This is a genomic window from Neorickettsia risticii str. Illinois (genome assembly GCF_000022525.1).
GTDB lineage: Bacteria > Pseudomonadota > Alphaproteobacteria > Rickettsiales > Anaplasmataceae > Neorickettsia > Neorickettsia risticii.
In genome coordinates this window covers 860,738-879,977 of the sequence record NC_013009.1, presented here as the reverse complement: position 1 = coordinate 879,977, position 19,240 = coordinate 860,738, and the positions used below count along the sequence as shown (strand labels likewise).

Here is a 19,240-nt window from a genome sequence, read left to right as displayed (position 1 = left end):
GTTCTATTCATGGAAAAACCTACTCGGGTCATATACAATTATATACACAGTGCATGTAGATTCTAATAATATGAAGAGTGGTTCTTTGAAATTCGAGACAGTGTTCCACGTGGAACATCGTAGCATTTTCTTTCGTGATCGCACATCAAATAGATGAAAAGACTACTAAAAGTCATACTTTTTTTACTCCTACTATTCATATCATCTCTTTCGCTGGCTGTTTACCTAAAAAACTCAGATAAAGAAAATAGATACGAACTGCAATTAAACAATCGAAATAATATATTCATCTCTATTGGTTATTACATTGTTAAACCAATAATCGAACTTTATATAGACTCGCGGCTAGATAATTACGGATTGTTCGATGGTATAAGAAGTAGGCTTTTCTATGACCGATTAATTACAAAATCGTTATTAAAAGCAGGAGAAGGAAATGAAATAAAATGTGGTGATAAAGTCAAAATCAATGCTTACGGAGGTACGATAGGAAAGTTAGAGCAGCTTGAATATATTGTAGGAAAAAATCAACTTCCTATATTAAACATGATTCCAATAGGTATGAAAAAAGGGGAAGAAACACAGATTGGCGTACCGGGTTCGATAGCAAGTGAGGTTTTTTTAGATAAGAGAAACAGTGACTTTACCTCCTTCAAAGTTGAAATTCTAGACGTAGAAAATAAAAACGCCACGGACTTTGAAATGAATCCTATAATACTGAATGGAAGGGTAACAAATAAAAAACCAAAGTTTTGTGGTGATGATGCATACATAAATTATGAAATATATGATATTCGGGGAAATAAAATTATCTCAGAACAGATTGAGATAAAGATTGGCAGCGGATTGTCACCAATTGAGAATTTTGTAATAGATATGCAGCCACTTACTAGGAAAATAGTTATAACAAAGGGTAGTTTTCTAGATAAGGAACTGGACGATGAGTTAAAAATCTTAGTAATAGGATTAATTAAGTAAATATATGAGGATCGGAGTATACGCTGGAACATTTGATCCAGTAACACTAGGTCACTTAGATATAATAAAGAAAGCACTCTTAGTGGTGGACAAGCTCATAATAGCTGTTGCGGAGTGCACATCAAAAACTCCGACATTCTCAAGTGAAAAGAGAAAGAGTTTCATTCAAAATTCCGTAGAAGAAATTCAAGGGAAACTTGAAATAAAAACTTTCAGAGGTCTTCTAGTTGATTTTGTTAGGCAGGAAAAAAGTAACATCATAGTGCGAGGCCTAAGAGCGGTGTCAGACTTTGAATATGAGTTCCAAATGAGTTGGGTAAATCATAAATTAGACGATGGCATAATAACAATATTCCTTCCTGCCTCACACGAAACACAATTTCTCTCATCAACTTTTGTCAAACAAGTAGCAATCCTTGGTGGAGACCTTTCTCAATTTTTACCCAATCAAATAATGAACGAGGTAAAATCGCATCTATCTAAACAATAAATACGAAACATTGGATTTATACCCTCTGTTTATTCAGGTAAAAAAACATGTTCTCGACGGCGGATCTTGCAGAATCAAAGATTGATGGGTCTATTTCTATTAACGGTTCTTCTCTAACTAAGCAGTGATACAACTTCTCCATTGTGTTTAGTCTCATGTAGGGACACTCGCTACACATAGCACATGCCCCAGATGAATTAACTGATTCCACTGGAAGAAAAACACCATACGGAAGAATTTTTCTTGCCTGGTGTATTATTCCCGGCTCAGTCAAAACTATAAACTTTAAGAAGCCCGATTTTTCTATGTACGAAAGTATTTGAGATGTTGATCCAACAAAGTCCGCATATTTGATAAGCACATCAGGACATTCTGGATGAGCAACAACTTTCGCATCTGGATTCTCTAATTTAAGGGAAATAACATGTTTCTCAGAGAAATTTTCGTGCACGATGCAGGTTCCTTGCCAAATTTTCATTTCTCTGCCCGTCCTTTTCTGCAAATAGTTACCCAAAAACTTGTCCGGAACAAAAACTATATTTTTCTCTTTTGGTATATTGTTTATTATTTTTTCAGCACTAGACGAGGTACATATTGAATCTGATATTGCCTTAACATGAACCGAAGAATTTATATATGTCAAAATAAACGGATTCTCAACAGAACTTACAAACTTTTTCAAATGTTCAACTTTACAGGAATCCTCTAAAGAACAACCGGCTGCCATATCGGGCACAATAACTTTTTTTCTTGGGTTTAACAGTTTTGCAACTTCACCCATGAACGTCACACCACAGAAAACAATGATTTTAGCATCTGTACTTGAAGCCTTTTTAGATAAATCAAGAGAATCACCGACAAAATCAGCTATATCTTGTAATTCACCATCCTGGTAGTAGTGAGCAAGTATTACAGCATTTTTCTTTTTCTTTAGCTCCACAATCTCTCTTTCAAGATTTTTAAGGAAGCCCACTTTGAAGTCATCACAAGAGACACGGCTGTAGTTGTAACAAATTTACTTATTAATTCCTAGACCTTATAAAATCTAAAACTGCTTCAACTGAGGAAAGCGGCGTTTCCTTGTAAATACCATGACCAAGATTGAAGATAAAATTCTTTCCTGAGAAAGCATCTATTATTCTTTCTGTTTGTAGAAGTGCCTCTTTCTTATTAAATGCTAGAAGATAAGGATCAAGATTTCCTTGTATAACAGCGTGGGTTTGAAGATTGTCTACTATCCAATCGAGTGGGAGAGAATGATCAGTACTTATTACGTCAACTGAAGTTTCTTTCACATATTGAAGATAAGACACTCCGGCTCCTTTAGGGAATCCTATAACTGGAACATCAATAGATGAAGCTATTCTTCTCGTTGGTCCTATTATGAACTCTTCAAACTCGTTTGATGATGCTGCCCAAGCAAAACTTTCAAATATTTGTACAAAATCCGCACCATGTTTGACTTGTTCATTTAAGTATTGAATTGTTGCATCAGTCAAAATCGATATTATTTCTTTGAACTCATGGTACCTTTTGTTAATGAATTCTTTTGTTCTTAAAAAAGTCTTATCCCATCCACCTTCAATTATATAGAGCGCTACCGTCCATGGTCCTCCAGCAAAACCTATTAGGCTCTTATTTTCTGGAAGAGATTTTCTTGTTATAGCAATCGCATTCAGTGTTGGAGAAATTTTTTCCTCGAACACATCATGTGTTAACTCATTTGGGTTACTTATCCTCTCTATTATAGGACCAATACTTTTTTTGATATCTATATTACAACCAAGAGCTCTTGGTAGAACAAGAATATCAGAAAATATTATTGCTGCGTCAAGATCGAATCTTCTGATTGGTTGTAATGTTATTTCTGATGCTATTTTAGGTGATTCGCACATCTGAAAAAAGGTCATTTTTTTTGATATTTCGAGATACTCAGGAAGATACCTTCCTGCTTGTCTCATGAACCATGTGGATATTTTTTTATCTAGCAACGACACGACCGCTTTGAAACTTATAGACAAATTACTGTAATATAAGTCTCAATTCTACTACATACTTATTTTACAGATATATATTTTGTTATTGATGTAGTTTTAGGAAAAAGTGTTTATCAAATCTTTTTCACAGTTTTTTGAACAAAATCAGAGTTTGTTAATTGCAGTAAAACTATAGGCTCTAATGTCGCATAGATTGGTGTATCTTGAGTGTAAAAATATATTAACAGTTCACATTAATGAGAAAGATTTCAACTAAAAAAGGGATGATACACTCAATTGAACAGATTTGTTGAAATTCTCTTCAAAATCCTGTGTAGTTTAAAAAAAACTGGGCCCATTAAAGATTTCAATAAATAATAAACCCTGTATAAACAGGTTTTACACGTACTTATCAACATTACGATTCTAGAGGAATCTTATACTTAATTGGGGATAACTTTTCGTAATTTCGTAGTTCAAATACTGCGTAAGACTGTCTATCTGGTCATCGTAAACCGATCCTGGAAAGCTAAAAAGCTCCAGTTCGAAATTTGCCAACCATTCACTGGAATGCGGTAAATAGAACTTTCCTGATTCAAATATTGAAACAACACTGTAGAGTCTTTCTATTTTTTTTCTAACTGGAGTAACAGAAACTATTGGTAGAGCTGTTGAACTTCTAAGGTCTTGTACTAAAGCTTGTCCGCTTGATTTATTCTCAATAAGAACGTAATTTGCTTTCCATTTTTCTGCGTTTTCAACAATTGCTCTTTTTATTTCAGGATAATCTAGTTTTTCTCTATACACGTCTAAAACATAAAATGCTGTTTTTGATCTCGCAAATGTAATGCAGACTGTATAATCACTCTGTTGAGTGCTAAAAGCTGCTGTATCCCAGCTTTGAGATATATACAATATTTCGCTTATCTCTTCTTTTTCTAAGTAACGCTTTATCCACTCTCTCCTGATAATTGAGTTTGTATTTGAAATAGGATTTTGTTGGTACTGTGAGGCAAAGACGTAGGTGCCAATCTCCTCTTTCAGTTTTGGTATATTTTCATGCTTTAAATAGTTTCTATTTAAAACTTCGCCTTCCTTCCTTTTTAGAAGAATCTTTTTTGAATTTATGGAAGTAATTTTTTCTTTCCTCTCTGCAATAAGTGGAAGTGATATAACATGCCACTTGCCGGAAGTTCTTGTTAAGTAACCACATATATCATCGTAATGAAGCCTCTGCATAACAATGATTGCTATACTCTTTTTACTATGATTTAGGCGTGTCATAAATGTATTTAGGAACCAAGTCTTCGTCCTTTCTCTAAATGTGTTACTGTTCGCCTGCAGTGCATTTATTGGATCATCAGCTACTATTATGTCTGCTCCTTCTCCAGTAAGTGTTCCTGAAATTGATGTCGCGAGCCGGAATCCTAACTTGGTAGTTAAAAATTTATTTTTTGTGTTGTGATGTTTTGATATAACCGTGTCCTTGAACTTGTTCTTGTACCACTCAGAAGACATAACGAGTTTTGTTTCGAGTGAATGTTTAGTGCTTAGTAGGCTCGAATAGCTTGCTACTATTATTCCTTTTGAAGGCTCTTTTGAAAGAACAAAAGCTGGGAACGCAACACTAACTAAGGTGGATTTCATATGTCTAGGAGGAATGTTGATTATTAACCTATTGATTTTTCCGTTTAAGCAGGCAACCAATCTGTCTGATATGACATTTATATATCCACACTTTATGAACTTTTTGGCAGGGAAAAGAGTTTTAAATGATTCTTTAAAGAACTTTAAAAACTCCTCTGTGGAATACTGTCTTTTCACCTACACGTTTTGTAGAGTATTAGAAAGTAGAAAATTCTATTTGTATTTCATCTTTTAAAGAAGCAAAATTTACTTATTTTGGAAAGGAAAGCGGCTTTAGTAACAGGTTCAGCAAGAAGGTTGGGAGCGTTTATTTCTGAGATTCTTGCAAGTTATGGATATGATCTGATCTTACACTACAACAAGTCCTATGGTGATGTAGTTTTATTAAAAAACAGATTGGAGGAAACATATAAAATACGAACTCATGTATATCAGGAAGATCTAATTCTTTCAGATCATGTCGGAAGGATAATGGATGAATCATTTGCCACGTTTCCGCATCTTAATCTACTTGTAAATAACGCGTCGTTTTTCGTGCAAGACAGTGTAGAGACATCTAGTCAAGCTATCTTTGATAGCTATTACCGGATACATGTTCTTGCACCATTTATCCTGATGCAAAGATTCATTTCTCATAACCCTAAAGCTGGGAAAGTCATAAATATTGTTGATGCACTAGTGAAGAACCGCGGAAGCAAAAAATATTTTTCCTACTTGTTTTCGAAAAAGTGTCTATATGAACTTACACTTATGATTGAGAACTCAATTGAAAATTGTGAGACCAGATTCCACTCAGTGAATCCAGAGATCGTAATAAAGGATGATGGAAATTTTGAAAAAGAAAATCTAGCAAAATTTAAAGCTGACATTGAAGATATATTACGGATATAAAATCTTTATAAGCTCTGTCTTTCTTAGGGTTTTGGGCTGTTCTATTACATAATCAAGGTAAAACCAATGCTTCAGGATGTCTTATGGATACAGAATGTTTATATGGCCCATCTTTCTCAGGGGTCTAGGTTGTTCCTTGCCATAGTTGTAGAGTTTTACGTTTTTTTGTAGGAATGAATCTTTCCAAGTATTTATTTCATTGCCAAGAATATTCTTCATTGTGCACGGAACTACGAGATTAGGTTTTTTGAGTTTATTACCTGTAATTGCAAGAACAAGTTCTTCAAATTGATCAATGTCGCAGCAATCCATGCTCCAGTGACCAGAATTGTGTGGTCTAGGGGCGATTTCGTTTACAACTAGCTTGTTATCTTCGTCGAGAAAAAATTCTACACACAAGAGACCCTTTATTTCTAATAAATCCGCTATTTGAAATCCTATGTTTTTTATTTCAAGTGCGACACGATGAGGAAGTACAGCTGGCACGCTGGATGTTCTGAGTATTCCATTAACATGAACATTTTCTGCTATTGGAAAATACACACTCCCAGTTTCATTTCTCGAAACTATTATAGAGAATTCCTTACTTATCCTAAATAACTTTTCTCCTATTAGAGGGAATTTAAGTTTTTCAGCTTCCTTTCTTGCATGATCATGACTCTCTAGGAGAAATTGCCCTTTTCCGTCATAGCCACCTTCAATTGTTTTTAATATTACTGGAAAATCCATACTATTAAGATCTTCCTCCTTTTGGATGTACCAATATTCGGTGGTTGGTATTCCATTTTTCCTTAAGAATTCTTTTTCTAAGAACCTGTTCTGTGCTACCTTAACCGCCTTAGTATTTGGAACGTTGAACTTATCGTGGAGTAGATCAAGCGTGTCTATTGGTATGTTTTCGCTCTCAAATGTTATAGAGTCTGCATGTTCTGCAAAGTGAAGAATCGCTGACCTATCGAGGAAAGGTGAAACAACATAATCCCTTGCCACATCTATAGCTGGGGAGTTCTCCTCCTCTGCTAAGATGCAAACTTTAAAACCCAGATTATACGCGGCTATGGCTATCATTTTTCCTAGCTGTCCGCCTCCGATTATTCCAATGCGTTGCATTTTTTCCTACTACAAAGGTTCATCTTTTATAGTTACACCAAAACTAATCTGAACACGAACTACCTATAATGCAAAACGATAGCTACTTGTTTTCAGGTTATTGTAACTTACTAGTTCAGAGTCTTGATAAACGTGTATGGAAGGGATGCTGTTCTCTTATAGTACCTTGGTTTCATAAGGTATGTAGGATTATTTTTCTGGTATATTGAAGATATTTTTGGAAAAAAGCCACAGATCCAATCTTCTGAAGCTATAAATTCAACGTTCTGAGGTTACAGATTCAGTACTCTGTTGTTGAACGCGATCTGGTTTTCTTTTTTTACTAATGCTTAGAATTGATAAAAGAGAGTTACTTTTGCCCATAAAATTTGTGTGAGTCATATAAAGCCAGTTTTATATGGAGGTTTTAGTCATATTGATGTATAAGAGTTAGGTTACTTCTAGGAGCTTCAAGCCTTAAAATGCCCGTAATGCCTGATCAGTGGATAAAGTCCAGGGCTTTAGAATCTAGGATGATAGAGCCGTTTGTATCGTCCAAAATCTCCAATGGTGTTATTTCCTATGGTCTTTCCTCATACGGATACGATGCGAGAGTATCAAATAAATTCAAGATCTTTACGAATCTTGCAGTTTCGCAAGTCGATCCAAAAAACTTTGACGAGTCAATGCTCATAGAGAAAACAGGGGATTTCTGTGTTATTCCACCGAACAGCTTTGCACTAGGGTGCACGGTTGAATATTTTAGAATTCCTCGTGATGTTATAGTCATCTGTTTGGGGAAGTCTACATATGCTAGATGCGGAATAATAGTAAATGTAACGCCCCTCGAACCTGAATGGGAAGGTCATGTTACCCTTGAGTTTTCCAACACTACACCATTACCGGCAAAAATTTACTCAAATGAGGGTGTGTGTCAGATGATTTTTCTAAAGGGTAGTGCCAGTTGTGACGTTTCATATAAGGATGCGAAAGGCAAATATATGGGTCAAGCTGGTATTACGCTTCCTATAGTAAAATAACACTCATTCTTTTTAATTTGTGCATGGATTTCCTTTCGAAAGCTATGAGAATGTCGGATTTCTGTGGCTGTGATTGCACACTTCTCTCTTGTAAAGCACGTTAGAGTTGATCTCTGTCTCGCCGGCATCCCATCTCCAAGCACAGAAAAATTGCTAGATCTATCTATATTCGTGCAGTTACCGAGAAAATTGCTAGATTTGTATCTGTGCTTGCGTTCTTGCAGCTAGGTTACAACGCGCCGAAGAGAGGATATCACCCGGCCCTCCTAGTCTTGCAGCGGACGGTGAGTAAGAGAAGCGCAATGATTGACTTGTCTCAAGTACATGACTACAACAAGGGCATCCACCTCCATGATGATGGGACCGTTGCTCAAAAATATGCCTATGTTGATGATCTTGGCCGAAAGGATTTTCTGGTCTTCTGCTACTAGAAGCTGTCACTGTTTGCATCTGCATGCCAATTGCAGTTGCACCTAAGATCTCCGTGGAAAAAATTGCAATTATCCTGTTTTTGACTTCAGAGAGGAGATTCTTCAGGGTGGCCGATATATTTATCCCCTTAAGAATCTGTAGGTCACTTATCCATGTATGAGACAGCGGATCATTGAATACATAATACGCCGGAAAGAGACTAGGAGGACACTCACTTCTTGGGTCATACGGTTTGGTTTGGCTTTGGGTGGCTGAATGAGAAACCTGTACATCTTTGATAACTTGTGTAGCAAGGAACCTTGACTGTGTTAAAGCCTGGTGCTGATAGCCCAAAAGCTTTTGTATATCTTTTTTTCCAGAACTCTCCCTAACTGCCGCACTAAGATTTGAAATTAGGCTACCTTGGATAGCCAAAATTCTGCTTAGCGGCTCTCTACCTATGCTTCTACTGAGCCTGATTTCCCTTAATAAAGCTGCTATCCTGATCTGCAAGGAAAGTTTTTCCTTATGCTTCAGAAGAGCAAGAAGAGACTTGATCGTCTTGTTTCCAGCCTTTATTTCTAAAAGAAGCTCATCGATGGATTTTCCACCGAACAAACTCCTAAGACCAGATATGACTTTCGCCCAAGTGGATGGACGAACAGCGAAAGAGAATTTGTCAGCGATTACTCTGAAAAGTCCTTTTTTTCTAGATACTTCTACTTTTTTTTCAGCTTTTAATTCGTCTCCTTCTTTGACATCAGAGACAAAGTCTTCTCGAGACTCGAAGCTATTTACGGGCTCAGCCTTCTCTTTGAAACTCTCTTGTAACTTTTTTAACTCTTCTAAATGACTTTGTTGCTGTTCGGTCATCCTTGCCCTATACCGGGCATCTGAAGAACTTTCATCGGTTTTATCTTCTAGTTCGTCATTTATCAACTTTTTCATGCGTGTTAGTATTTTGGCTAAGTCTAACAAAGAGTTTTAAATCTGCAAAATGCCAGGACGATTATCTTCCCTTTTAACAATCATCGGGATTTTAATTTCCGTGTCTCAAGCATAACAGTGCGGTCAGAGCAAAAAGTATTACGGATTTGGGCAATTCTCAATAGATGAAGAAAAAAACTAGCATAGGAGTCGATATTGTGAAACTATCTCGCATCGAGAAAGTGCTAGAACTTTATCAGCAGAAATTTCTTTTGAGATTTTTCGACATGAACGAAATAAAAGAGGCTGAAGTCCATCGCGGAAAGGGTATGATTGCGTATTTAGCAAAGCGTTTTGCTGCAAAAGAGGCAATAATAAAAGCACGAGGGCACGGTATGGGTCTAGCAATTAAACAGATCTCGATAAGGAATAATTCTAAAGGAAAACCGTTCATTTATTTTAAAGATAGGATGCTCCGGAATTCCCAAATTTCTCTTAGTGATGATGGTGACTATGCGATAGCCTTTGTTGTTCTTGGTGATAGAATATAAGGAACTTTCTCCTGTTTCTTAGGTCGCGTGTTTTGTCTCTGTGTTAAAGAAATACATAGAACTAATTAAGGAAAGGATCCCTGTTTCCGAAGTTGTAAGTAGGACAGTTAAACTCAAAAGAGTTGGATCTAGACTTGTTGGGAGGTGTCCATTCCATCAGGAAAAGACGCCCTCGTTCTCGGTGAATGATAAAGGTAAATTCTTTTATTGTTTTGGTTGTGGTAAAAGTGGCGACGTCATAGACTTTATCTCCCTGACAAAACGATTAGATCTGAACGAAGCTGTTGAAGAGTTAGCTTCTAGCATAGGAATAAAAATAGACAAGAAAAATTCTGGGACGGAAAAGTTTGTCCAAGTATTTCAATTTTTAGAAGAGTTAAGGGACTGGTTTTGTAACAATTTAAACTCTAGAGTCGCTCAAGAAGCGAGTTACTATATAAGAAACCGTCTGGATGATGATGTGATTTCTGAATTTAAGTTGGGTTATTGTCCCTCTAATTTGACCTCCTTCATTAACAAAACTAAGAATTTTCCTAGTACTGTGATTAAAAGTTCTGGAGTCCTTGATAAATTAGGTAGATGTTACTTCAGAGATAGACTGGTTTTTCCAATAAACAATGTACAGGGAAAAGTGATTGGATTTGGAAGTAGGGTCATAAAAGAGGGTATTTTACCAAAGTACATAAACTCTTGTGAAACGGATTTTTTCAAAAAGAGTGAAGTGCTTTATAACATTGATAGGATTCCGAAAAATTCTGAAGAACCCATCATACTAGTGGAGGGATATATGGATGTTATATCTCTCTGTCAATTTGGGTATAAAAGTGTTTTGGGTGTCTTAGGAACATCTATCACGTCACATCATCTTAAAGTACTCAACCGGTTGGGAAGAAACCTAATATTTTGTTTCGATGGTGACAATGCCGGAATAAAAGCTGCCGAGAGGGTGGTGGAGCTCATTATGGATGAATTCATAAATTCTCTAGAGATAAAAACAACTTTCTCTTTCTTACCTGTAGGTAAGGATCCCGATGATCTTGTAAGGAGTGATAGAGCAGCATTTCAGCGTGTTTTAGATGGTGCCAGAAGTTTGTCTGATACGATATTCTTTTTAGCTAAGTACGGCAGGCAATGTAGTTCGCCAGAGGACTTTATAGATTTGGAAAAAATCTTAGAAAAATATCTGACAAACGTAAAAGACTATAAGATTAGAAAACATTTTCAGGATTTTTTTCAGCAGCGAATCTTTTTACTCAAAAGAAGTCTTCGTCCGCGTAATTTTATTTCCACGTATAAGGGTAGCGAAGATGCCATGCGGTTTGTAGACGCTAGAAAACTTTCTTCCTCCGCTAGCACACACGTGGACAAGAAAGTCTTATTGTTGAAGATAGTTATAAAATTTCCAGAAGTTCTGCAAAATGGTGATCGTGAAGAATACTTTTCCTTGTTAAAACTAAGCGATCCACGACATGTGAAACTCCAATCCTTCATAGTGCAATTGCTCAATACCTCGAATGATATTAGTAGTACATCCCTTGAAAGGGCATTGCTTGCGAACACCGAGACGGCTGCATCTTATAAGCTTCTAAGTGATTTGGCTTCACTTCCAGATAATATAGAAAAGGCAACCTTTTTATGGGATAAACTGCAGAAACAATTATGGCTCGACGAGCTCCGAGAAGAGTATCGACGAATGATTCATACCTCTGATCTAGATGAGGGCAAAATGGAAGAAGCTCAAAGAATCTTGGTAAAGATTCGGGAGGCGGAAAAAGAATGAAGTTCATCCAAATTTGACTGCCATTTCTGGAGGGTATAAGTTTTGGTATTGCAAATCAGATCCTATTTAAAGTCTCTATGAAGATGTTTTTGTTTCCCGGACAAGGTTCCCAACGTGTCGGTATGGGCAAAAGTTTGTACGAGAATTTCTCAGTTGCCCGGGAGGTTTTTTCCGAGGTTGATGAATCTCTGGGTATGAATTTATCAAAAATAATGTTTGAGGGACCGGAGAATATACTTTCGAACACTGAGAATACTCAGCCCGCGCTTATGGCAACCTCGATGGCGGCGCTTAAAGTTCTCTTATCAGAGTCTGGAAAAAGTGTTTCGGAGTTGTCTAAGTACTTAGCTGGACATTCACTCGGAGAATACACGGCACTGTGTGCGTCTGGTGCCATTACGATTTCTCAGGTTGCCAGAGTCTTAAAAATTAGAGGAAAATCGATGCAAGAAGCCGTTCCTATGGGTGAAGGTGGTATGCTTGCTCTTCTTAAGGTAACTTTTGAGGAAGTACAAGATCTCATAGTGGAGTCAAAGGTAAGCTGTGAGATTTCGAATGACAATAGTAATGAGCAGGTTGTTGTCAGTGGTTTGATCCCTGAAATAGATAAGTTTGAAGAGTACGCAAAACAAAATGGCATAAGGCGCATGGTGAGGTTGAAGGTGAGCGCACCTTTCCACTGTAAATTGATGCAGCATGCTGTTATACCAGTAAAAGATGCCCTCGATAATGCAGAAATCGTCACACCTTCTGTTCCGATCGTGTCGAATGTTACGGCAAGTCCAGTAACAGAAGTTCAGAGAATAAGGGAACTTCTAGTGCAGCAAATAACAAGCTGCGTGCGGTGGAGAGAGAGCATGCTTTTCTCAATAGAAACAGGTGTAGAAACTTTCATAGAAATAGGAGCAGGCAACGTTCTGAGTAAAATGCTTTCTCGAATGAACCCGCATGTGACAACATTGAATCTCGGAGAGGTAGATGATCTAGACAGAATTATTGCTACAATTGGGTGAGTTAGGTCGGATTTCTGCCGGCTTGCATGTATTCTGTTGTACGAGTCCCCTTTTCAAAAATTCCCAATGAGTAGTTCCGAATATAATATCAGTGATTGTCCTCAGATGGGAGAAAATTTGGGAGAAAATTTTCGTACTCGCTCCGCTTTTGTCTCTCTCATTGGGAACAGTAATGTTGGCAAGTCCACATTATTAAATGCCCTAATAGGAAGCAAGATATCCGCGGTGACACATAAAGTGCAGACCACAAGAACGAGAATCAGAGGTATATACACAAAATATGATACTCAGTTGGTTTTTGTTGACACTCCCGGAATTTTTATTCCGCGATGTCAGCTCGAAAGGGTCATAGTGAAAAACGCCTGGAGAGCGTTTGCTGGAACAGATGTCTTTTGTTTGATAATCGATCCAAGGCGCCCCGTCTCGGATAGTACAAAGGATATACTTAGGAAAGCTGATGGCAAATTGGTACTGGTGATAAATAAAATAGATCTTGTGGAAAAGCCAATACTGCTAGAAGTTGCTCAAGAACTAAACAGCTTGAGCTATTTTGAGAAGACATTCATGATTTCCGCTCTCAAAGGTAATGGAGTTGATGATCTTATGAACTACCTTCTTATATCTGCTCAGCCGGGACCCTGGTATTTTGATAAAGAAGATGAGACCGATATGCCGCTTGGGTTTAATCTTTCTGAAATTCTCCGGGAAAAGTTGTTTATCAGACTACATCAGGAACTTCCGTACTCGCTGACTGTAGAAACCGAAAATATTGAAATCCTTGATAAGAGCGTAAAGATCAGGCAAGTAGTCCACGTAATGAGTGAATCACATAAAATGATCGTAATAGGCTCGTGCGGAAAAACAATTGGTACGATCAGAAAATCCGCTGAGAAAGAAATGGAGGACCTTTTTCCTGGGAGAAAAGTGTACTTGTCAATATTTGTAAGGGTGAGTCCAAACTGGGGGGAAAAGTCTGATATTTTAAATACGATAAACTACATCTAGTCAGATCTAGCAAATAAAACAAAGCTCTTATGCATTTCAGCGGTTTCCAGTTATCTCGTAATCTTTTACCTTCCGTTTCCTCCGTACAAAACTCAGGAATAATATAAGCTCTTAGTGCGTTTCAACCACTTTTAGCTATCCTTTAATCCTTATTTTCCATTTCTTCTGTACGGATGGCTGGTGAAGTAAGGATTCAATATTAATTATCGTCTTGGCAATTTTCAGTTGTTTCGGAGTCATCATCCTCCACCTCTTCTACTTCTGTCACCGAAGCAACTCTTTCCTCAGCCCTGATGGAAAATAGACGTACACCTTGTGTATTACGCCCAAGGACCGGGATGTTGCTTGCTTCTATTCTTATGACTTGTCCTCTGTTTGTAACGAGCATTATATGGTTACTAAGTGTCACCTTAAAGCTCGAGACCACCTTACCGTTGCGCTCGGAAGTCGATATATTGATTATCCCGACGCCTCCTCGGTTTGTTATCCTGTATTCATAACTTGACGTGATTTTGCCATAACCATTTTCGGTAACTGTAAGAACAAACTGCTCTTCGTGATTTTCCGGATTTTGGATTCTCTCGAAGAACTTAGTTTTCATGTACTCAGCTTTGTCCTCTGGTGAAAGAATCCGCCTATTCAATATTGAGAGCGAAATAGCGCTATCATCTTTTCCCAGGGTTATTGCTTTTACGCCTTCAGAACTTCTACTCTTAAGGACTCTCAAATCCTCAACCAGGAACCTTATACATTTTCCATCCCTGGTAGAAATAAAAATGCAGTCTTCATTTTGAGCAGTTTTGACAGATATTAATGCGTCGTTATCGTTGAGCTTTATAGCTACCTTTCCATTTGCTGGAACGTAGGCAAAGTCGCTCATAGAATTGCGTTTGACCTTTCCTTGAGCAGTCAAGAATATTAAGTTCTCAGCATCGGAGCTTTTCAAAGGAAGAATGCTCGTAATAGACTCATCATCAGCAAGATCAAAAATGTTCACCAAAGCCCTTCCGCGCGATTGAGGTTCGCCTATAGGCAACTTGTACGCCTTTAACTTATAGACTTTACCTTTGCTGGAGAAGAAGAGGATCTCATCATGCGTACTGAGAACGAAAATCTGTGCCAACTGATCCTCAGATTTTATGTTTTGTGCGATGCGCCCCTTACCTCCTCTTCTCTGAACCCTGTAATTTGAGATTTGGACACGCTTTATATACCCAGAATATGTCGCTGTAACAACGACTTGCTCACGTTCGATAAGATCCTCTTCTGCGTACACGGCATTGACGTTTTTTAAAATTATACTCTTCCGTGCTTGTGGGTACTTTGCCTTTATTTCATTTAGCTCCTGCACTATCACATTTGTCAAAACAGCTTCACTTCCCAGTATTGAGGCACATTCCTTTACGATGTCCATTTCAGCATGAATCTCAGCGACCAATTGCCCTTTTTCGGTATTGGTTATACGTTGCATTTTCATTTCTAAGATCGCCTTAGACTGTGCCGTGCTGAGTTTGTATTCTCTGTTCAGGAGCTTAATGTTTGAGATAGTTTCTACAAGCAGCTCAAGTTCTTCGTCTATAGTCCAGTGTTTAGCGCAAAGTGCTTTTACTGCAGTCTCATTATCTCCAGAGGATTTTAAAATACGTACAACCTCATCAATGTTGAGAATCGCTACATACAGTGCGACCAGAACGTTAGCTTTTTCCCTAGCCTTGGCGAGTCTGAACTCTGTTCGTCTTGAGATTACTTCCTTTCTGTGAGCAATGAAGGCTGCCAAGATGTCTCTAAGAGACATCAGAGTAGGTCTCATGTTGTCAAGAAGCATCATATTCGTGCTGTATGATGTCTGAAGCTGTGTCATCTGGAAAAGTTGGTTCAGAACCACCTCAAAGGAAGCACCCCTTTTTAGCTCTATTACGACTCGTATTCCCTCCTTGTTCGACTCGTCTCTCAGATCACTGATCGAATCAAGCCTCTTTTCCTTCACCAAGAGAGCTATGTTCTCTATTAACTTTGCTTTATTAACCTGGTACGGGAGCTCGTCGACAATAATCGCCTTTCTTGTTTCAGTTTCTTCGAAATGTGTCTTGCTCCGTATAATGATAGAGCCCTTACCGGTTTCGAAAGATGCTTTTATTCCTTCCTCACCGATGATCAATCCACCTGTAGGGAAGTCAGGACCTTTTATGACCTTTAAGAGTTCGTCAGTCGTTACATTATTGTTTTCTAAGTACAACTTACATGCCTCTATTACCTCGGATAGGTTGTGAGTTGGCACATTCGTTGCCATTCCGACTGCCACCCCGGCTGTTCCATTGACCAGGATATTTGGGAATTTTGCTGGAAGAACAACAGGTTCCGTTTCTGAGTTATCATAGTTTGAACGGAAGTCCACGCTGTTTTCATATAAATCGTCGAGTAGGAACTTGGATATATACTCTAGACGCACTTCTGTGTAGCGCATCGCTGCAGCTGGGTCGCCATCTATAGAACCAAAGTTTCCCTGACCGTCTATCAATGGTACGAGTAGGGAAAAGTTCTGTGCCATACGAACCAGAGCATCATATATAGCACTATCACCATGCGGGTGATATTTACCAATAACCTCCCCGATTACCCTGGCCGACTTTCTATAGGGCTTGTTCCAGTAGAAAGAAAGCTCATTCATAGAATACAGAATTCTCCTATGTACAGGCTTTAATCCATCTCGTACATCGGGAATGGCCCTGTTTATAATTACGCTCATCGCGTAAGAAAGGTAAGAGGATTTCAGTTCCTGCTCTAGATTTACCGGTATTATGGTCGACATACGCACTACTCCGAGGGAAATGATAAGTTAATTCGTCCGATATTTATAGTCACTCCATCTTGGAGTATTTGCGAGATGACATACTTTTCACCGAGATGTTTAACAGGTGGGATCGTCCAAAAGAGCGCTAAATGACCACAGATGACCGGAATAGAAATGTCCATATTACCATCCTTATTTGTTTCAGATGAAACCTCCAAATTCGACCAGCCTCTCTTTTAGTTGCTTACTTAACGAATCTACCTGGCCTTTGAACTAATCCAGACTTAACGCTAGTTTGATCATCCCACAACCTCACTTAGTCCCAGTTGATCCAAAACCTCCTGAAGCTCTCTCTGTTTCCCCGATTTCTCCTGTTTCCACTAGCAGTATTTGTTCTACTTTTGCTATTACCATTTGAGCTATCCTATCGCCCCTATTGATAGTAAATTCATTTTTGGATAGGTTTATTAGGCAGACTTTTATCTCTCCCCTATAGTCCTGATCTACAGTGCCAGGACTGTTAAGGACCGTTATACCAAACTTTGCTGCGAGACCTGAGCGTGGCCTTATTTGTGCTTCCAATCCCTCAGGTAGTTCGATGCAAATGCCTGTAGGGACTAGTTCGAACATTCCAGGTTTTAGGGTCATGCTTGCTTCTATGGCTGCACGAAGGTCCAATCCCGAACTTCCCTTACTTGCATATCTTGGTATTTCCAAACCCTTGCCATGCGGCAAAAGAAGTATCTTTGCGTGCTCTTGCATGTAGAATTTTTTCCTTCGAGGTTTTCCTCACTCTAACAAGTATGTCACCGAATGTAAATTTCGCAGCGAAGTGAACGTGATTGAAGTGCTACTGAATAGAAATCAGTCTATGAGAACGCGTAAGTATGGTGCCGAGCATAAATGTTCATTAGTGGCAGACGTGACAGAAACAGCTGCCAAGTAGAATCCATCTGTGAGAAGGTGTAAGTGTGACAATAAATGTAAGTTTCATTAGGAAGCCTGCACAATGGGAATGCTACTAAACCAGAGCCTGTCTATGGGAACTATGTATATTGATGAACTTCTGTTCTAGAATTGGTGCAGTTGGGTGATAGGAGTGGGTTCAAATGAAAGTGAGTTTAATTGGTGCCGGCAATATTGGTGGGACCTTGGCGTATTTAATAGCCTCGAAGAAGTTGGCTTCAGAGGTCGAATTAATTGACGTTAACGGGGATCTTGCAAGGGGCAAGGCATTAGATGTTTCGCAGGCTCTTCCACTTATTGGTTATACAATGAAGGTCAATGGTAGCGCCAATATGGAGAGAATCAAAGGCTCTTCAGTGATTATCATAACTGCTGGTATTCCACGAAAGCCTGGCATGACACGTGAGGAACTCATTGATGTAAACGCTGTTGTTATGAAAGAAGTAGGGGAAAAAATAAAAAAGTTTGCCCCGAAAGCGTTTGTGATAGTTGTGACTAACCCACTGGATGTAATGGTTTGGGTCCTTTACAAGGCAGCCGAAATCAGCTCTGACAAGATCGTTGGTATGGCAGGTGTACTCGATGCAAGCAGAATGAATCTTTTTCTTGCGCAAGAGCTAGGAGTCTCAGTAGCGGATGTTAAATCGCTGGTGTTGGGAAGTCACGGTGATTCTATGGTTCCCCTGTTTAGACACTCCACGGTTTCTGGTATGAGTCTACCTGAGTTGGTCAGTGCAGGTTTAATAACAAAGGATAAGGTGGACTCAATTATTGAACGTACTCGTAATGGTGGTGCCGAGATAGTTGCACTCTTGAAGACTGGTTCAGCTTACTATACTCCTGCTGCGTCTGCACTGGAAATGGCAGAAGCATATTTGTTGGATCAGAAAAAAACGCTTGTGTGTTCTGTAATGATGAAGGGTAGGTATGGAGCAGAAGATGATGTTTTTTCTGGTATACCAGTTGTTATAGGGTCGGGTGGTGTAGAACGTGTGATCGAACTTGATTTGAGTCCTGATGAGAGAAGGATGTTTGAAAATTCACTTGCTGCAACAAGAAAATTAGTGCTGGAAGCGCGAAAATACTTTTAAGGAGCTGTCTGTTTTCTTATTAACAGCAGATTATTGTGTATAAGGGTTCTTGTACGAGTTTTATGGTATTTGAAAAGAATTTTCCTGTTTGATGAGCTATGTAGCATTAGGGGTTGATCCGGGTCTTATTCGTACGGGCTGGGCTGTGGTGGAGTATGATGGACCATGTGACGTGCGTTATATTGATTCTGGAGTGGTAAAAACAGCTTCCCACGAGAATCTTTTTTCCAGACTAGAAAAGATCCATCGTGGTATTAGTGATGTGATAGAAAGAGTAAATCCGTCTATTGCGGTTTTAGAGAAGGTGTTTGTTAATAGCAACCCATATTCTTCGCTTAACTTAGCTTATTGTCGAGGTGCTCTGATACTTACGCTAGCCCTGAAGGGTCTCTTTATAGTTGAATTCGCTCCCAGTGTCCTCAAAAAGCGCATAACAGGGAACGGTCGTGCTACTAAAGCTCAGGTTAAGTACATGGTAGAACAACTGCTTGGGTTGGATCCTTGCTTATCAAAATACTCAGATTTGTATGATGCGCTCGCATTGGCAGCTTCGGTGACTAGATATGACATTATGGAAGCAAAGGGCATGTGAGC

Annotated in this window: 18 protein-coding genes; 10 read left to right on the top strand and 8 right to left on the bottom strand. The window is 38.7% G+C overall.

All coding sequences use genetic code 11. The features are described 5' to 3' along the window. The first annotated feature begins 153 nt into the window (after positions 1-153). Both NRI_RS04045 and coaD read left to right on the top strand, forming a co-directional pair. Positions 154-978, top strand: coding sequence for a hypothetical protein (locus NRI_RS04045; protein WP_015816772.1), 825 nt, complete (start codon positions 154-156; stop codon positions 976-978). 4 nt (positions 979-982) lie between these two features. Next, entirely contained in the window at positions 983-1,468 is a 486-nt protein-coding gene (coaD, locus tag NRI_RS04040; protein ID WP_015816771.1) for a pantetheine-phosphate adenylyltransferase, read from the top strand. 16 nt (positions 1,469-1,484) lie between these two features. Here the strand turns inward: coaD and nadA are convergent, their stop codons facing one another. The 3 genes from nadA to terL all read right to left on the bottom strand — a co-directional run bounded on the left by nadA (position 1,485) and on the right by terL (position 5,268). Further along, positions 1,485-2,441, bottom strand: a complete 957-nt coding sequence (nadA, locus tag NRI_RS04035) for a quinolinate synthase NadA (RefSeq protein ID WP_015816770.1) — start codon at positions 2,439-2,441, stop codon at positions 1,485-1,487. Between the two features lie 49 nt (positions 2,442-2,490). Then, positions 2,491-3,489: a uroporphyrinogen decarboxylase gene (gene hemE, locus NRI_RS04030; RefSeq protein ID WP_238523000.1), complete on the bottom strand. Its 999-nt coding sequence runs from the start codon at positions 3,487-3,489 to the stop codon at positions 2,491-2,493. 381 nt (positions 3,490-3,870) lie between these two features. After that, a complete protein-coding gene (gene terL / locus NRI_RS04025) occupies positions 3,871-5,268 on the bottom strand; it encodes a phage terminase large subunit (protein WP_015816768.1) in 1,398 nt (465 codons plus the stop codon). 78 nt (positions 5,269-5,346) lie between these two features. Between terL and NRI_RS04020 the strand changes: the two genes are divergently transcribed. After that, positions 5,347-5,982, top strand: a complete 636-nt coding sequence (locus NRI_RS04020; RefSeq protein WP_015816767.1) for an SDR family NAD(P)-dependent oxidoreductase — start codon at positions 5,347-5,349, stop codon at positions 5,980-5,982. An 81-nt stretch (positions 5,983-6,063) separates the two neighbouring features. On the opposite strand, the gene purK is transcribed toward NRI_RS04020, so the two are convergent. Continuing rightward, positions 6,064-7,092, bottom strand: a complete 1,029-nt coding sequence (gene purK / locus NRI_RS04015) for a 5-(carboxyamino)imidazole ribonucleotide synthase (RefSeq protein ID WP_015816766.1) — start codon at positions 7,090-7,092, stop codon at positions 6,064-6,066. A gap of 461 nt (positions 7,093-7,553) precedes the next feature. Here purK and dcd point away from each other — a divergent pair, with 461 nt between their 5' ends. Continuing rightward, entirely contained in the window at positions 7,554-8,111 is a 558-nt protein-coding gene (dcd, locus tag NRI_RS04010; protein ID WP_041351554.1) for a dCTP deaminase, read from the top strand. Between the two features lie 192 nt (positions 8,112-8,303). Here the strand turns inward: dcd and NRI_RS04005 are convergent, their stop codons facing one another. Continuing rightward, the gene (locus NRI_RS04005; protein ID WP_015816764.1) at positions 8,304-9,470 is read right to left on the bottom strand and encodes a hypothetical protein; all 1,167 of its coding nucleotides are present in this window, start codon (positions 9,468-9,470) and stop codon (positions 8,304-8,306) included. A 164-nt stretch (positions 9,471-9,634) separates the two neighbouring features. Here NRI_RS04005 and acpS point away from each other — a divergent pair, with 164 nt between their 5' ends. The 4 genes from acpS to era all read left to right on the top strand — a co-directional run bounded on the left by acpS (position 9,635) and on the right by era (position 13,798). Beyond that, a complete protein-coding gene (acpS, locus tag NRI_RS04000) occupies positions 9,635-10,000 on the top strand; it encodes a holo-ACP synthase (RefSeq protein WP_015816763.1) in 366 nt (121 codons plus the stop codon). Between the two features lie 40 nt (positions 10,001-10,040). Then, positions 10,041-11,780, top strand: coding sequence for a DNA primase (gene dnaG, locus NRI_RS03995; RefSeq protein ID WP_015816762.1), 1,740 nt, complete (start codon positions 10,041-10,043; stop codon positions 11,778-11,780). A gap of 77 nt (positions 11,781-11,857) precedes the next feature. Continuing rightward, a complete protein-coding gene (gene fabD, locus NRI_RS03990; protein ID WP_015816761.1) occupies positions 11,858-12,793 on the top strand; it encodes an ACP S-malonyltransferase in 936 nt (311 codons plus the stop codon). 66 nt (positions 12,794-12,859) lie between these two features. After that, positions 12,860-13,798 (top strand): GTPase Era, encoded by a 939-nt coding sequence (gene era, locus NRI_RS03985; RefSeq protein WP_049751182.1) that lies wholly within the window; start codon positions 12,860-12,862, stop codon positions 13,796-13,798. A gap of 199 nt (positions 13,799-13,997) precedes the next feature. Here the strand turns inward: era and gyrA are convergent, their stop codons facing one another. The 3 genes from gyrA to dut form a co-directional block, all read right to left on the bottom strand. After that, on the bottom strand, positions 13,998-16,607 hold the full coding sequence (gene gyrA, locus NRI_RS03980; RefSeq protein ID WP_015816759.1) for a DNA gyrase subunit A: 2,610 nt from the start codon (positions 16,605-16,607) through the stop codon (positions 13,998-14,000). A 5-nt stretch (positions 16,608-16,612) separates the two neighbouring features. Continuing rightward, positions 16,613-16,807 carry a hypothetical protein gene (locus tag NRI_RS04220; protein WP_015816758.1) on the bottom strand — a complete coding sequence of 65 codons (195 nt, stop codon included), beginning with the start codon at positions 16,805-16,807 and terminating at the stop codon, positions 16,613-16,615. Positions 16,808-16,901: 94 nt separating this feature from the next. Then, positions 16,902-17,351 carry a dUTP diphosphatase gene (dut, locus tag NRI_RS03975; RefSeq protein WP_015816757.1) on the bottom strand — a complete coding sequence of 150 codons (450 nt, stop codon included), beginning with the start codon at positions 17,349-17,351 and terminating at the stop codon, positions 16,902-16,904. Positions 17,352-17,698: 347 nt separating this feature from the next. Here dut and NRI_RS03970 point away from each other — a divergent pair, with 347 nt between their 5' ends. Both NRI_RS03970 and NRI_RS03965 read left to right on the top strand, forming a co-directional pair. Beyond that, a complete protein-coding gene (locus NRI_RS03970) occupies positions 17,699-18,646 on the top strand; it encodes a malate dehydrogenase (RefSeq protein ID WP_015816755.1) in 948 nt (315 codons plus the stop codon). 91 nt (positions 18,647-18,737) lie between these two features. Beyond that, positions 18,738-19,238, top strand: coding sequence for a crossover junction endodeoxyribonuclease RuvC (locus NRI_RS03965; protein WP_015816754.1), 501 nt, complete (start codon positions 18,738-18,740; stop codon positions 19,236-19,238). Positions 19,239-19,240 lie beyond the last annotated feature (2 nt).

What these genes read in the sequence shown, in the direction of transcription:
- NRI_RS04045 (WP_015816772.1), top strand. Translation starts at nt 154, where the DNA reads ATGAAAAGACTACTAAAAGTCATACTTTTTTTACTCCTACTATTCATA.
- coaD (WP_015816771.1), top strand. Translation starts at nt 983, where the DNA reads ATGAGGATCGGAGTATACGCTGGAACATTTGATCCAGTAACACTAGGT.
- purK (WP_015816766.1), bottom strand. Translation starts at nt 7,092, where the DNA reads ATGCAACGCATTGGAATAATCGGAGGCGGACAGCTAGGAAAAATGATA.
- dcd (WP_041351554.1), top strand. Translation starts at nt 7,554, where the DNA reads ATGCCCGTAATGCCTGATCAGTGGATAAAGTCCAGGGCTTTAGAATCT.
- NRI_RS04005 (WP_015816764.1), bottom strand. Translation starts at nt 9,470, where the DNA reads ATGAAAAAGTTGATAAATGACGAACTAGAAGATAAAACCGATGAAAGT.
- acpS (WP_015816763.1), top strand. Translation starts at nt 9,635, where the DNA reads ATGAAGAAAAAAACTAGCATAGGAGTCGATATTGTGAAACTATCTCGC.
- fabD (WP_015816761.1), top strand. Translation starts at nt 11,858, where the DNA reads ATGAAGATGTTTTTGTTTCCCGGACAAGGTTCCCAACGTGTCGGTATG.
- era (WP_049751182.1), top strand. Translation starts at nt 12,860, where the DNA reads ATGAGTAGTTCCGAATATAATATCAGTGATTGTCCTCAGATGGGAGAA.
- gyrA (WP_015816759.1), bottom strand. Translation starts at nt 16,607, where the DNA reads ATGTCGACCATAATACCGGTAAATCTAGAGCAGGAACTGAAATCCTCT.
- dut (WP_015816757.1), bottom strand. Translation starts at nt 17,351, where the DNA reads ATGCAAGAGCACGCAAAGATACTTCTTTTGCCGCATGGCAAGGGTTTG.
- NRI_RS03970 (WP_015816755.1), top strand. Translation starts at nt 17,699, where the DNA reads ATGAAAGTGAGTTTAATTGGTGCCGGCAATATTGGTGGGACCTTGGCG.
- NRI_RS03965 (WP_015816754.1), top strand. Translation starts at nt 18,738, where the DNA reads ATGAGCTATGTAGCATTAGGGGTTGATCCGGGTCTTATTCGTACGGGC.